This window comes from Halopseudomonas sp., from assembly GCF_036961105.1.
In the GTDB taxonomy this organism is placed as follows: Bacteria; Pseudomonadota; Gammaproteobacteria; order Pseudomonadales; family Pseudomonadaceae; genus Halopseudomonas.
In genome coordinates, this window is the sequence record NZ_JBALWW010000005.1 from 99,452 (window position 1) to 114,236 (window position 14,785).

Consider the following 14,785-nt stretch of genomic DNA (forward strand, 5'->3'; position numbering starts at 1 on the left):
AGCTTCAAGCTTCAAGCGGCAAGCCATAAGCTACAAGCGGTCCCTGCATTCTGACAGTCTTGCCTGCTACCGGGAACAGCGAAGATAAATCATCGTAGATCCGAAGAGCAGGTGTAGCTTGTAGCTTGTAGCTTGTAGCTTGTAGCTTGTAGCTTGTAGCTTGTAGCTTGTAGCTGAAACGGCTACGCCGTTTCCGGCCGCATGTGCGGAAACAGGATCACGTCGCGGATCGAAGGTGCGTCGGTCAGCAGCATGACCAGACGGTCGATACCGATACCCTCGCCCGCCGTCGGCGGCATGCCGAATTCCAGCGCGCGCACGAAGTCGGCGTCAAAATGCATGGCTTCGTCGTCGCCGGCGTCCTTGTCCTTCACCTGGGCGTGGAAACGCTCGGCCTGATCTTCGGCGTCGTTAAGCTCCGAGTAGGCGTTGGCAATCTCGCGGCCACCGATGAACAGCTCGAAACGGTCGGTCACGCTCGGATCGTCATCACTGCGGCGCGCCAGCGGCGAGACTTCAAACGGGTAGCGGGTGATGAAGGTGGGCTGCTCCAGACGGTGCTCCACCAGCTCTTCAAAGATCATGGTTTGCAGCTTGCCCAGGCCTTCAAAGCCCTTGACGGCGGCACCCGCCTTCTTGGCGATGGCGCGTGCCTTGTCCAGGTCGCGCAGGTCGTCGGCGCTGATGTCATCGTTGTACTTGAGGATGGAGTCGAAAACCGATAGCCGTGCGAAGGGTTCGCCAAAGTGGAAAACCTTGCCCTGGTAAGGCACGTCTGTGCTGCCCAGCACCAGCTGCGCCAGCTCGCGGAACAGCTCTTCGGTCAGGTCCATGTTGTCCTCGTAATCGGCGTAGGCCTGATAGAACTCCAACATGGTGAATTCCGGGTTGTGGCGGGTAGAAACGCCCTCGTTGCGGAAGTTGCGATTGATCTCGAACACCCGCTCGAAGCCGCCAACCACCAGGCGCTTGAGGTACAGCTCCGGCGCAATACGCAGGAACATCGGCAGATCGAGCGCATTATGATGCGTCTCGAAGGGCTTGGCTGCGGCGCCGCCGGGGATGGTCTGCAGCATCGGCGTTTCCACTTCGAGGAAGTTGCGCTCGTTGAGAAACTTGCGGATGTGACCAATGACTTTGGAGCGCACCATGAAGGTGTTGCGGGTGTCTTCGTTGACGATCAGGTCAACGTAGCGCTGACGATAACGCTGCTCGGTATCGGTCAGGCCGTGGTGCTTGTCGGGTAGAGGGCGCAGTGACTTGGTCAGCAGCGTGACCGCCGTCATGTGCACATACAAGTCGCCCTTGCCGGAGCGTGCCAGAGTGCCCTCGGCGGCGATGATGTCGCCCAGGTCCCAGTGCTTGATCTCTTCCAATGTTTCCGCCGGCAACCCTTTGCGGTCAACATAGACCTGCAGGCGGCCGCTCATGTCCTGCAGCACCATGAACGCGCCCCGGTTGAGCATGATACGACCGGCAATCTTGACCGGGATGGCGCTTTCAGCCAGCTCTTCCTTGCTCTTGTCGGCGTAGGTCTTCTGCAGTTCGCCGCAATAGCTGTCGGGACGAAAATCGTTGGGGAAGACCGCGCCCTTCTCACGCGCGGCGGCCAGTTTGGCCTTGCGCAATGCGATGAGCTGGTTTTCTTCCTCGTGGTGCGCTTGCAGGTCTTGCTGCTGATCGGTCATGTCGGTGAAGTCCCGGAAAATCAATTCAATAGGTTGGCGGCGACGGTGTTGAACGTGGCGCCTGGCTGTTTATCAACAGCCGCTTAAAGGCCCTGTTTCAGACTGGCTTCGATAAACTCGTCCAGATCGCCGTCCAGTACCGCGTTGCAGTTGCTGTTCTCGATACCGGTACGCAAGTCCTTGATGCGCGACTGGTCCAGCACGTAGGAGCGAATCTGGTGGCCCCAGCCAATGTCGGACTTGGTATCTTCCAGCGCCTGCGCTGCTTCGTTGCGCTTCATCATTTCCAGTTCGTACAACTTGGCGCGCAGCATCTTCATCGCGGTATCGCGGTTGGCATGCTGGGAGCGCTGGTTCTGACAGCTCACCACGGTGTTGGTCGGGACGTGGGTAATACGCACAGCCGAGTCGGTGGTGTTAACGTGCTGACCACCCGCGCCGGATGAGCGGTAGGTATCCACCCGCAGGTCCGATGGGTTGATATCGATTTCGATATCATCATCGATTTCCGGCGCGGCAAAAACGGCGGAGAACGAGGTGTGTCGGCGGTTGCCCGAGTCGTACGGACTCTTGCGCACCAGACGATGCACACCGATCTCGGTGCGCAGCCAGCCAAAGGCGTACTCGCCCTTGATGTAAACGGTCGCGCTCTTGATGCCCGCCACTTCGCCTTCGGACAGCTCCACAATTTCGGTTTCAAAGCCGCGCTGATCGGCCCAGCGCAAGTACATGCGCAGCAGCATGTTGGCCCAATCCTGCGCTTCGGTGCCGCCGGAACCGGCTTGAATATCCAGATAGCAGTTGCTGGCATCCATCTCGCCGCTGAACATGCGGCGGAACTCCAGCTTCTCCAGCGCAACCTGCAGACGTTCCAGCTCGGCTACCACGTCATCCACGGCGCCCTGGTCTTCTTCCTCTGCTGCCATTTCCAGCAGATCGGAGGCATCAGCCAGGCCGCTGCTCATCTGATCCAGGGTTTCCACGATCTGCGCCAGCTGCGCGCGCTCACGACCCAGATTCTGTGCCCGCTCGGGCTCGTTCCAGACACTGGGGTCTTCCAGTTCGCGCTCTACTTCGATCAGCCGCTCATGCTTTTGATCGTAGTCAAAGATACCCCCGAATGGTTTCGGAGCGAGTACGCAGATCTTTGATGGTGTTCAGAATCGGATTGATTTCCATGTTGACTCATCCCGGCAGGAAAAAGCCGCCATTGTAGCGGAAATCGGCCGCAGAGTGCAGCGCCTGCTTGTCTACCGCTCAAGCCTGCGCAGCACCGGCCGGGCCGCGAGAAAAGCGTGCCTCAGGCAGAGCCGAGGCAAGCTTGATGATGAACAGCGCGCGCCGGCATTAGAGCTTGAAGCGCGCCACCAGCTCGTTCAGGGTCACTGCCAGGCGTGAGAGCTCCTGGCTGGCCGAGCTCGTCTGTTCGGCGCCAGCTGCCGTCTGCATCGACAGGTCACGAATATTCACCAGATTGCGATCCACTTCCCGCGCCACCTGGGCCTGCTCCTCGGACGCACTGGCTATCACCATGTTGCGCTCATTGATCGAGCCAACCGCGCGGGTGATGTCTTCCAGCGCTTCACCGGCAGATTGCGCCAGCCCAAGAGTATGGTTGGCCTGCCCCATGCTCTTCTGCATGGCTGCGACCGCGCTGGCGGCTCCCTGCTGCACCACGGAAATCATTCTTTCGATCTCTTCGGTTGACTGCTGGGTACGATGGGCCAGCGCCCGAACCTCGTCTGCCACCACTGCAAAGCCGCGCCCCTGTTCACCGGCGCGGGCAGCTTCAATAGCGGCATTCAACGCCAGCAGATTGGTTTGCTCGGCCACGGCGCGGATGACATTCAGCACCTGGGAAATGTTGTGAACATCCTTGGCCAGCCCTTCAACGCTATCAGCGGTCGCGGTCACATCACCGGCCAGCTCATTGATCGAGGCGACGGTCTGACGCACCTTTTCGCCCCCAGAGCGCGCGTTGCTGTCAGTATCACGCGATGCTTCCGAGGTGCTCACCGCATTGCGGGCCACCTCTTCCACGGCGGTGGTCATCTCGTTGACCGCCGTGGCAGCCTGCTCCATCTCGTTATTCTGCTGACGCAGGCCACGGGACGCATCTTCGGTCACCGCGTTCAGCTCTTCGGCTGCCGAGGCCAATTGTCCGGAGGAGCTGCTGATGCTCTGAATGGTCTCACTCAGACTGCGCTGCATGTCGCGCAGCGCAATCAGCAGTTGCGCCGGCTCATCCCGCCCCACAATCTGAAAGCGCCGGGTAAGATCGCCGGCGGCTATCACCTTGGCCGCGTCGAGGGCCTCTGCCAGTGGCCGCACGATACTGCGGGTCAGCATTAGCGCAAGGAACACAGTCAACACCACAGCCGCGATCAACAACCCCACAACCATGCGAAAGCCACTGACATAACTGTCTTCAGCGGCTACCGCCGCCGCGTCTGCCCCCCGCTGATTGAGCTCGGTAAGCCGCCGTAGGTTAACCATCATCTCATCGGCAAATTGATTCAACCCACCGGATACCGCCGCGCTGGCCTGTTCCCGCAAACCTGCCTGGGCCAATTCAATTACCCGCTGTTGCTGCGCCAGGTAACGCTCAGAGGCAGCCCTGAAACCCCCAAAGGCGGTGCGCTCCTCCTCGGAGGAGATCAATGCCTCGTAACGCTGGGCAGCCGCCTGCATGTCTGCCTTTGCGCCTTGTACACGCTGCAGGGTGTCGACCATCTCGGCGCCGTCAGTCAGCGTAAGCGCGCGCAGGGTCAGGGCACGCACCCGGCCTATGGCAATGCCCATTTCGTTGGTTTCGATAATCGCCGGCAGCCAGTTTTCTGCTACCTGATCAGACATCTGGTCCATGTGCTTCATCTGTGCCAAAGACAGCACCCCGAGAATAACCATCAATAGCGCCAGAGCAGCGAAACAGATGGCCGCTCGCAAACCTATATTCATATTGCGGATTAACATCTTTCCTCCAGTGGTGTCAGCAGTGCGCTCTTTCAGCAATGGCTTTGCCGGTCAGATTAAAACCTTGGCGCCATGGCTGGAGCCAGGCAAACCGTGGCTGCGAACCAACCTGTGCCATCAAGCATAGACGCCAAGAGCGTCAAGCGGAGCTGATGGTACGGCGGTACTCGGATTGCCTGCGGTGCGCGGCGGCGGCTTTATAACACAATGAATAAACCGCCCTGGCATTAAACCCAGAGGCGGTTGAACCATGGTGACAGTGGATGTGACGGGTAGCTGGCCTTGGCCAGTCCGGCTTCGACGTACCGGCGCTGCGAGAGGTCACTCGGGATTGATGTGCACTTGGAGTCTGTCGGCCAAGGATATGGCCGACTGCCTAAACGCTACCGGCCAAACGCGCGCAGGAAAACCAACGTACCCACACCCCACAAGCCATTAAGGATGAAACCGATGATAAACCGGCCCGGCAGCTGCGCGAGATTGAAGCCGTAGCCCTTGAGAGGAAATACCACCACCAGCGCCACCAAGGTGAGAGCGACACCACCGAAGAGCCCAGCCTTGAGCCACACCCACTGGCTCCCAAGCCGTGTCAGCACCCACACCAGAGCCAGCCCCCAGAGCCCACCCCAGAAACAGGCAGATAGCAGCGCAGGCGCCCCAAAGGGCGCGGTAGCGGCCAATGAGAAAGGTGCAAAAGGCACGACCCCGGCAGCATGAAGTACGCCCAGCGCCATCTGATGAAAACACAGCACCGCCAGAAAGCCCGCAATAAACGCCAAAAGCCAATGTCGCATGAGTCACGCCTCGCCTGTTTTCAAAAACTATAGCAGGCCTAGCCTAGCAGCATTTCCTGCGCTGGCGGCGTGCCGTATGCAACGGCGGACAGCTTCAGCAGCACCGGATGGATCAGCGCCGCCGACTGCGGTCGACTGAACCAGTAGCCCTGCACATAGTTGCAGCCCTCGGTGTGCAAAAACTCCATCTGCTCGGGTGTTTCGATTCCCTCGGCGATTACGTCCATATCCAGGCCACGCCCCAGCCCGATGATGGCGCGGCTGATGGCCTTGAGACGTTCGTCATCCGGCGCCTTGGTGATAAAGCTCTTGTCCACCTTGATGATATGTAGCGGATAACGGTGCAAGTAACCAAGCGAGGAAAATCCGGTGCCGAAATCGTCGAGTGCGATGCGCACGCCCATACTTTCCAGCTCGCGCAAGGTCGCCAGCGTATCGGGCACATCACGCATCAACAGGCTTTCGGTAATTTCCAGCACCAGGCTGGCCGCTGGCAGGCCGGTCTCCTGCAGAATCGCAGCGACCCGCCGGGCAAAACCCTCCTCCTGCAACTGCCGGCTCGACAGATTTACCGAGCAACGCAGGCCCGGCAGCCCCTCGCTTTGCCACTGCCGTACCTGAGTGCAGGCCTGTTGCAGTACCCAGTCACCCACCTCGACAATTTCGCCGGTTTCTTCCAGCGCAGGAATAAACTCGTCGGGTGGCACCAGCCGCTCACCTTGCCACCAGCGCAGCAAGGCTTCGACCCCGATCACGTGCGACCGCCCCGCAGATACCTGCACTATGGGCTGGTAATACAGCTCGAACTGTTTGCGCGCCAAGGCTTCGCTTAGCGCGCTTTCCAGATTCAGACGCTGATGCACCTCTTCCTGCAGGCTGTCGTTGTAAAGTGCCAACTGGGCTTTGCCAAACGCCTTGGCGCGGTACAGCGCCACATCGGCTTCGCGCAGGGCATCCTGTTGTTCGCCCTGGCCCTTGAGTGGCGCCACACCGATACTGACACTGACACTGAGCCGCCGGGAACCGGCAATAATCGGATAGTGCAACGCCTGCATGATGCGTTTGGCCACCAGCTCGGCGTCATGCGCCAGCGCCATATCATCAAGCAACACGACAAACTCGTCGCCCCCGAAGCGGCACAGATGATCCCCAGGGCGCAGGCAGCGCTCAATGCGTTTAGCCACCTGGATCAGTACCTGGTCCCCCGTCTGGTGGCCCAGGCTATCGTTGATCAGCTTGAAACGGTCGAGATCGATGAACAGCACCGCCGCGTGCCGTGCTCCCGGCTTGGCCTGACGTTGCAACGCCTGGGCAATCAACTGACTGGCACTCTGACGATTGGGCAAACCGGTGAGACTGTCGTGCAGTGTGGCATGCGCCAGCTCCTGCTCGGCGTGCTTGCGCTGACTGATATCGGTTTGCGAGCCAGCCAGCATTCGCTGGCCGTAGAGATCGCTGCTGACGACGCCGCGGATCAGCACCCAGATCAATTGCCCCCAGCTGTCACGCAGTTGGCATTCGACATGCAAAAACGCCTGGCGCCCTTCCAGATGCGCCTGTACTGCAGTCAGAAAACCCAATCGCTGCTCTTCAGGCATCAGCGCAGCCCATTGCGACAATGTACCGGGCGCGCGCTGGCTATCAAGCCCGAGCATGGCCAGCCAGCGGTCCGACAGATGCAGACAATCATCTTCGACCTGCCATTCCCAAATGCCGTCATTGGCACCGCGCAAGGCCCGAGAATAGCGATCCTCGCTGGCCTGCAAGGCCATCTTGTCGGCGCTGGCGTAGCTGTCTACGGTGAGGGCGATGTCGAAAAATGCGGCCTTGAGCAAACTGGCATACAGCTGCTCTGCCAGCTCTGGCTGTGCCGCCCACGCACCGCGAATGGCCGAATGCATGTAATCGAGATAAAAATGGAAAGCGCCTAGATACCACTTCAGATCAAGACCGTGACGCTGATGGGTAAGGCCAACGAGCAGGCGCAGCCGGGCATATTGAAGATCATAGGGGCCACGTAGCATCTGACTGAAATATCGCTGCTGCTGAGCTTTGAGATACTGCAGACGTTGCGGTTCCTGCAGCAGGTGCGCTGGTGATTCAAAGCCTTCAAGGTGGCAGAACAAGGCATGCACACAGTCGATATGCAGCGCGTCCAACTGGCGCAGATTGGCGTGCAGTGCCGGCAATCCCGCTTCGCTGAGCAGCAGCAGGCGCAAGCGCTGACGAATATCGTCGGGGCTCAGCCCAAGACTGCGCTGCATCGAAACCAGTTGTTGTTTTAGGTCTGGCACCCGCAACTTCCTTGAACGTGCATTTAGTTGTGAGTCACAGTGCAATTAGGTACCGATTTGTGACGCACTTGGCGTTTTTGTACCGCCATCAAAGCGGAAAGCCAGCTGCCCGTCAATCCCCTTATCGAGAAGCAAACCCATTCAGCCGGGGGCAATCGCCTCGACATGACGCACCATCAGCTGTAGCGTCTGGCGACCACGAAACTCGTTGATGTCGAGCGTATAAGCTACTTTTACCCGCTCGATCTGCAGGTTGGGCCACAGCTGCGGATCTATGTTGAAGGCGATAGCATCGTACAGGTCGCTGCCGCCTGGCAACTGTAATAGCATTTTGAGATGACGCTCACCCACCAGGCGCTGTTGCACCAATCGGAAATCGCCATGAAACAGCGGCTCAGGGAAATGCTGACCCCATGGGCCGGCTTCACGCAACTGCCCCGCCGTCTGCATCGATAGCTCGTGTCCCGCCAGATCACCGTCGGACAGCAGCCGACCGGTCAGATCGGCTGCGCTCAGTTGACGGCGCACCTCGGCGTCAAAGGCCAGGCGAAAGGCCTCGAAATGCTCGCTTGCCAAAGACAGTCCCGCGGCCATTGCGTGGCCGCCAAACTTGCTGATCAGCTGCGGGTGCCGCGCCGCTACCGCATCCAGTGCGTCGCGAATATGCAGGCCGGCTACCGAGCGGGCCGACCCTTTGATCTGCCCATCGCCGGCATCGGCAAAAGCAATCACCGGTCGATGAAAACGATCCTTCAGGCGCGAAGCCAGGATACCGATCACGCCCTGATGCCACTCGGCGTCAAACAGGCACAGCCCGAATGGCAGGTCAGCCTCATCCAGCTGCATGGCTTCCAGGGTTTTCAGCGCCTGCTGCTGCATGTCGCGCTCTATACTCTTGCGGTCACGATTCAAGCCGTCCAGCTCGCGCGCCATATCCAGCGCCAGGCTGTCATCCTCAGCCAGCAGGCATTCGATGCCCAAGCTCATGTCGTCCAGCCTGCCGGCGGCATTCAGGCGCGGGCCGACGATGAAACCAAGATCAGTGGAAACCAGCTTGTCTGCGGCGCGCCCGGCAACTTCAAGCAGGGCGCGAATACCCGGCCGGCAGCGTCCAGCGCGAATCCGCGCCAGCCCCTGATGCACCAGAATGCGGTTATTGGCGTCCAGCGGCACCACGTCGGCCACCGTACCCAGGGCAACCAGATCCAGCAGTTCGGCCAGATTGGGCTCAGTTCTGCCCTCTACCCTGCCCTCACCCCTGGCGCCGAACCAGCCGCTGTCACGCAGTGCAGCACGCAGCGCCAGCATCACATAGAAGATCACCCCGACGCCGGCCATGGCCTTGCTGGGGAACTGGCAGCCGGGCTGACTGGGATTGACGATGGCGTCTGCCTGGGGCAGATGCTCGCCGGGCAAATGGTGGTCCGTTACCACCACCTGCAATCCGGCTGCCTTGGCTGCGGCCACGCCTTCAATGCTGGATATGCCGTTATCCACGGTTACCAGCACATCGGGTTTTCGCTCCAGTGCAACCGCGACAATTTCCGGGGTCAGACCGTAGCCGTACTCAAAGCGGTTGGGCACCAGATAATCGACTTGCGCCGCTCCGAGAGCACGCAGCGCCAGCACGGCGACGCTGCTGGCGGTAGCTCCATCGGCGTCGAAGTCACCCACAATCAGAATGGACTGGCGCTTGATCAGCGCTTGCTGCAGCACCTGCACCGCCGTTTCCATACCGCGTAATTGCTGGTAGGGCAGCAGCGCCTGCAGACTGCGATCCAATTCTGCACCGCTTTGCACGCCGCGTGCAGCATAGAGCCGGGTCAGCAAGGGTGGCAGGTCGCCCAGATCGGGCAGTTGCTCAGGGCAGAGACGAGACTCGATCAGCATGCAGTTCAGCGCTCACCCTGCAGCCACTCAAGCGCCAGTTCATGCTGCGCCTCGCCGTCGCTGACGTAGAGCACGCCATCACTGATCATCACCCCCCAATCGATGGTACGACCCAGATTGGCAGCCAGCGCATCCAGCTCGTCGACCGGCAGCGTCGCAATATTCAGATTTTTCAGCCCGGCCACCGCTGGCAGTTGCTTGCTGGCCCAGACCTTGGTGTTGCCGTAGGCGAGCAGCGAGACCTTCTCGGCGCGGCGCGAACACCAGATGAGTCGCTCCGAATCCGGCTGCCCTACCTCAATCCAGTGTTCGATACGGTCATCCAGGCTCTTGTGCCACAGGGCCGCCTCGTCGACGTCCGACAGACCACGGCCGAACGCCAGGCGCTCCTGATACCAGAGCGCGTAGGCCAGAATGCGTGCGGCCAGACGCTGCTCGGTTTCCGAGGGGTGTCGCGCCACCGTCATGCGCACGTTCTCGTAAACGCCCAGATCGGTGTCGGTGATATTGAGTTGAACCTTGTAGGGGGTTGCTTGCAACGCCATGGAATAGCCTGTGTCAGCAGCTCGGGGGCCAGCAGTGTACCTCAACTGCCCGTCCGTTCCGTGCCGCGCGGGGATAAATCGAGCTAGTCATCCCCCAGCGACGTGCGTTTGACCAGCAGTGGCACCAGATGCAGGATGACAAAAGCCATACCGGCGGCCAGCAGCGCGGTAGCCTCATGGCCCAGGCCGATGGTGACGCCGATCGCTGCGGTCAGCCAGATACCCGCTGCGGTCGTCAACCCCTTCACCTCGTCATGTCTGTCGCTTTTCAGAATGGTGCCCGCACCCAGAAAGCCGATACCCGCAATCACCCCCTGAATAACGCGACTCATGGCGTCGTCCATGGCGCCGGCTATATCCGGCACCAGAACAAAGAGCGCGGCGCCGAGCGAGACCAGCATATGGGTGCGCACCCCTGCTTCCTTGCCCTGCTGCTCGCGCTCCAGCCCCAACAGGCCACCGAGCAGCGCCGCCAACGTCAGACGCAAGGTGATGCGCGTGCCTTGCTCGATGTCCGACAAATCGGAAAACTCGTCCAGCAAAGTACGTCCAATGACATTCAGCGTTTCCCGCGTCCAGCCCATGCTCGCCTCGTTATTATTCCGCTTCACTTATCAGAGTATCCATAGCATCCATGGTTCAGCGCTCGAGTCGCTGGCAATACTGAGCAAGCACCGACATGACCTGTATATACTCCCTTAAAGCCTCCTGAAATGATGCCTACCGATGAACCTGCTTTTGCTGGCGGCCACCGTACTGACCCTTGTGGTTGCAACCTGCTGGATTCTGCGCGCGCAGCGACAGGTGGCACGCTTTCGCGCCTTACTGGACATGTCGCCCAACGGGATGCTGATACTGGATGCCAAGGGCCGCATCAGCTGGCACAACGGTGCTGCCGCCCAATTGCTGGATTGCCCCAGAACACTTCTCAACGGTTCAGCCATCAGCCGCTGGCTGCCGATGTTGCAGACGCTCCCCGAGCCGCTGCAGCGCCAGGAGACGCTGGCGCTGAATCCGCATGAGGTGCAGCAACAGCTGGACGTTACCCGCCTGCCCGATGTCGCCGGAGGCCGGCCCGTGCTGCTGATTCATCCTGACCCCGTAGGCGCGAGCAGCCATGAGTCGATGGAGCGCCTCAAGCGTAGCCAGTATTTTGCCCAGATAGGCACCTGGGACTGGGACATAGGCACCGAACGCCTGTACTGGTCAGAGGCCATCTACAACATGTTCGGCTATCAGCCGGGCGAAGTAACGCCTAGCTACCAGCTGTTCTGCGATAGCGTTCACCCCGAAGACCGCGAGAGGGTCATGGCGGGCGAGCTGCGCTGCATCGAGACCGGCCAGAACCATGACGAGGAATATCGCGTGGTCTGGCCGGACGGCAGCGTGCACTGGCTGCGCGAGACCGGCAACGTGATCAACAACGCGCAGGGCAAGCCTTACAAGATGATGGGCGTCGTACGCGACATCACCGAAGACAAGCGCTCAACCCAGGCGCTGGAGCAACTGGCGCACAAAGACCCACTGACCGGCCTGCCCAACCGCCTGATGCTGGAACGTCATCTGCAACAGGCGATTGTCACCGCGCGCATCCAGCAGACCCGTGTGGCGCTGGTATTTATTGATCTGAACAATTTCAAACACCTGAATGATCAGCATGGACATGCCGCGGGCGATCAATTGCTGATTGCCGTAGCCGAGCGATTGCGCGCGGTGCTGCGCACCAGCGACACTGTAGCGCGCCTGGGTGGCGACGAGTTTGTGGTCTTGCTGGAAGGTTTGTCCCTACAACAGCGCCTGAGTGAGGAGGCCCATGGCATCTGCGAAAAACTCTTTGCCGAACTGGCGGCGCCGGTACTGTTGCACGAGCGGCAGTACCGCATCGGCGCCAGCCTCGGGGTAGCCGTCTTCCCGGATCACGCCCTCACGCGGGACAAACTGATTCACGCCGCCGACCTGGCCATGTATGCGGCCAAGCGCAGCGGCAACAACCAGTACCGCGTGGCCAGTGATCTGACTACCCATGCCCACGCTCCGACTGCCGAACCTAGCCGCGCCGCAGGCGGCCAATCAGAGTAATCACAGCGAGAATCACCGCCCCGGCGATGACTCCGATACCCGCGTTCAGCAAGGTCGGCAGCAAGCCTCCAAGCACGTTGCCGATAAAGGGTAGGCCCACGGCAGATTCGGCGCTGTGCTCAATCCAGTGATGCAGCACGCCGACGCCGTGAGTCAGGATGCCGCCCCCCACCATGAACATGGCCGCCGTACCCACCACCGACAGGGTGCGCATCAGCCACGGCGCGAACCAGAGCAGACCGGCGCCCAGTTTCTGCGCAGCGGCGCCCGATTTCTGGGTCAAGGCCAACCCGGCGTCATCCAGCTTGACGATCCCGGCGACCAGCCCGTACACGCCGATGGTAATAAGAATCGCGATACCCGATACCACAATGACCTGTTGCAGAAATTCAGCCTCGGCGACGGTACCCAGAGTGATGGCAATGATTTCCGCAGACAGAATCAGATCAGTCCGTATGGCTCCGGAAATCTTGGCTTTTTCCCTGGCAACCACCTCCTTGGGATTGTCCGAGAGGTTCTTCAGGGTTTGCGCATGCTCAGCCTTGGTATCGTGTAAAAACCGGTGCGCCAGCTTTTCAGCGCCTTCATAGCAGAGAAAGGCGCCGCCCAACATCAGAATCGGCGTGATCAACCAGGGTGCCACTGCACTGATCAGTAGCGCCGCTGGTACCAGCATCAGCTTGTTGCGAAATGAACCCTTGGCCACGGCCCAGACCACCGGCAACTCGCGATCGGCCTTGACGCCGGTAACTTGTTGCGCATTGAGTGCCAGATCGTCGCCCAAGACACCGGCGGTCTTTTTTGCCGCCACCTTGCTCATAAGCGAAACGTCATCAAGGATGGATGCAATATCGTCAATCAATACGAGCAGACTGGTAGCCAAGAGTGCGCTCCTGTTATTCAGTGGGGCAATGAGAGGTAAACCAATGGGCAACAGTATGCTTATTTCATTCGGCGCGCGCACCCATTGGCAGGCGCAACTGCAACCGTCGTCAAAATAAATCCTCAGCAGCGCTGCAGAAACACCCGCACGAGCCGATGCAATGAAATAGCGGCGCAGCAGCGCCGGCCCCCTCTTCCCTACCCCGAGGTCAGGATGTTCGGATCACATCTGCGGCACGAGCTGGCGCAATGCAGCCAGGAGCTGAATGCGCACAAACAGATCATGGCGGCCATTCGTCAGAATCTGGCAATGATCGAGTTCACCCCCAACGGCGAGATACTCGACGCCAACGAGGCCTTTCTGCGCTGCACGGGGTATCGTCTGGATGAGCTGCAAGGCCGGCATCATCGGTTGTTCTGTTCAGCAGAACTGTTGGCCAGCAGTGACTACGGCAGATTCTGGCAGCGCCTGAGTCAGGGCGACAGCTTCAGCGATCGCTTCATGCGCCTGGCCAAGGGCGGGCGCGAGGTGTGGCTGGAGGCCAGTTACCTGCCCATCAAGGATGCGACCGGCCGCGTCAGCCGCGTGATCAAACTGGCTACCGATATCACCGCCCAGATTGGCATCGAGCAGGAGCATCAGAGCCTGCTCAACGCCATCAACCGCTCCATGGCGGTGATCGAGTTCGACCTTGATGGCAAGATCGTGACCGCCAATGACAACCTCTTGCAGACCATGGGTTATCGCCTGGATGAGGTCAGCGGCAAACACCACAGTCTGTTTTGTGATCCCCACGAGGCCGGTAGCGACGCATACCGGCGCTTCTGGTTGCGCCTCAACGCTGGCGAATTCATGTCTGACCGCTTCAGGCGCATCCGTAAGAACGGCGACGTGGTCTGGCTGCGGGCCACTTACAACCCGCTGTATGACGCCGCTGGCAAACTTTACGGCGTTGTGAAGTTTGCCAGCGACATTACCGCTCAGGTCGAAAGCCGAAATGCCGAATCGGCGGCAGCCAAGCTGGCATTCGAGATCGCAGCGGAAACCGACGAAAGCGCGCGCAAGGGCGCCACGACCGTGGAGCAAACCGTCGCGGTGGTGAGGGGTATCGCCGCAGAGCTGCAGGCAGTCAGCCAGCATATCGGTGCACTCAGCACCCAGTCAGAGCGTATCAACAGCATTGTGCAGGTGATTCGCGGCATCGCCGACCAGACCAATCTGTTGGCACTGAATGCCGCCATCGAGGCGGCGCGTGCCGGCGAGCAGGGCCGGGGGTTTGCCGTGGTGGCCGATGAGGTACGCAATCTAGCCGCCCGCACCAGTCAGGCGACTGTGGAAATCAACGAGGTGGTACAGCAGAACATGGATCTGGCACACCAGGCGGTCAATGGTATGTCCGGCAGTCAGGGCAAGGCCGAACAGGGCGTTGAGCTGGCCAACCGCGCTGGTGAGGTAATGCTGAACATCCGCGATGAAGCCCAGCGCGTAGTCGGTGCCATCGGCCAGTTTGCCGATGCTATTCAGGACTGAGCGCAACGCGGGCCGGGCACACGCAGCAGTGCCTCCGGGTCCTGGTATTGACCACTTGTCCACGCGCCCCTAAGCCGCAGCAAAAAGCTTGAACCCGCGCATGAGCCCT

At 60.2% G+C, this 14,785-nt stretch carries 11 protein-coding genes; 2 read left to right on the forward strand and 9 right to left on the reverse strand.

The features are described 5' to 3' along the window. Positions 1–182 precede the first annotated feature (182 nt). The 8 genes from lysS to V7756_RS07785 all read right to left on the reverse strand — a co-directional run bounded on the left by lysS (position 183) and on the right by V7756_RS07785 (position 10,768). Positions 183–1,688 (reverse strand): lysine--tRNA ligase, encoded by a 1,506-nt coding sequence (gene lysS, locus V7756_RS07750; RefSeq protein WP_335609580.1) that lies wholly within the window; start codon positions 1,686–1,688, stop codon positions 183–185. An 83-nt stretch (positions 1,689–1,771) separates the two neighbouring features. Further along, a protein-coding gene (gene prfB, locus V7756_RS07755) for a peptide chain release factor 2 (RefSeq protein ID WP_335609581.1) occupies positions 1,772–2,867 on the reverse strand; the annotation gives its coding sequence in 2 pieces (ribosomal slippage) (positions 1,772–2,794 and positions 2,796–2,867; 1,095 coding nt in all). Between the two features lie 168 nt (positions 2,868–3,035). After that, positions 3,036–4,661, reverse strand: coding sequence for a methyl-accepting chemotaxis protein (locus V7756_RS07760; RefSeq protein WP_335609582.1), 1,626 nt, complete (start codon positions 4,659–4,661; stop codon positions 3,036–3,038). 383 nt (positions 4,662–5,044) lie between these two features. Then, positions 5,045–5,455: a hypothetical protein gene (locus tag V7756_RS07765; RefSeq protein ID WP_335609583.1), complete on the reverse strand. Its 411-nt coding sequence runs from the start codon at positions 5,453–5,455 to the stop codon at positions 5,045–5,047. A 38-nt stretch (positions 5,456–5,493) separates the two neighbouring features. Further along, positions 5,494–7,749 carry a putative bifunctional diguanylate cyclase/phosphodiesterase gene (locus V7756_RS07770; RefSeq protein WP_335609584.1) on the reverse strand — a complete coding sequence of 752 codons (2,256 nt, stop codon included), beginning with the start codon at positions 7,747–7,749 and terminating at the stop codon, positions 5,494–5,496. 141 nt (positions 7,750–7,890) lie between these two features. Beyond that, complete coding sequence (gene recJ / locus V7756_RS07775; RefSeq protein ID WP_335609585.1) at positions 7,891–9,639, reverse strand: single-stranded-DNA-specific exonuclease RecJ; 1,749 nt, start codon at positions 9,637–9,639, stop codon at positions 7,891–7,893. Between the two features lie 5 nt (positions 9,640–9,644). Next, entirely contained in the window at positions 9,645–10,184 is a 540-nt protein-coding gene (locus tag V7756_RS07780; protein WP_335609586.1) for a YaeQ family protein, read from the reverse strand. Positions 10,185–10,267: 83 nt separating this feature from the next. After that, complete coding sequence (locus V7756_RS07785) at positions 10,268–10,768, reverse strand: MgtC/SapB family protein (RefSeq protein WP_335609671.1); 501 nt, start codon at positions 10,766–10,768, stop codon at positions 10,268–10,270. A gap of 142 nt (positions 10,769–10,910) precedes the next feature. On the opposite strand from V7756_RS07785, the gene V7756_RS07790 reads away from it, so the two are divergent. Further along, the gene (locus V7756_RS07790) at positions 10,911–12,263 is read left to right on the forward strand and encodes a diguanylate cyclase domain-containing protein (RefSeq protein WP_335609587.1); all 1,353 of its coding nucleotides are present in this window, start codon (positions 10,911–10,913) and stop codon (positions 12,261–12,263) included. On the opposite strand, the gene V7756_RS07795 is transcribed toward V7756_RS07790, so the two are convergent. Continuing rightward, entirely contained in the window at positions 12,232–13,146 is a 915-nt protein-coding gene (locus tag V7756_RS07795; RefSeq protein WP_335609588.1) for a DUF808 domain-containing protein, read from the reverse strand. The genes V7756_RS07790 and V7756_RS07795 overlap by 32 nt on opposite strands. Positions 13,147–13,359: 213 nt before the next feature. On the opposite strand from V7756_RS07795, the gene V7756_RS07800 reads away from it, so the two are divergent. Continuing rightward, entirely contained in the window at positions 13,360–14,676 is a 1,317-nt protein-coding gene (locus V7756_RS07800) for a methyl-accepting chemotaxis protein (protein ID WP_335609589.1), read from the forward strand. The last annotated feature ends 109 nt before the right edge of the window (positions 14,677–14,785 follow it).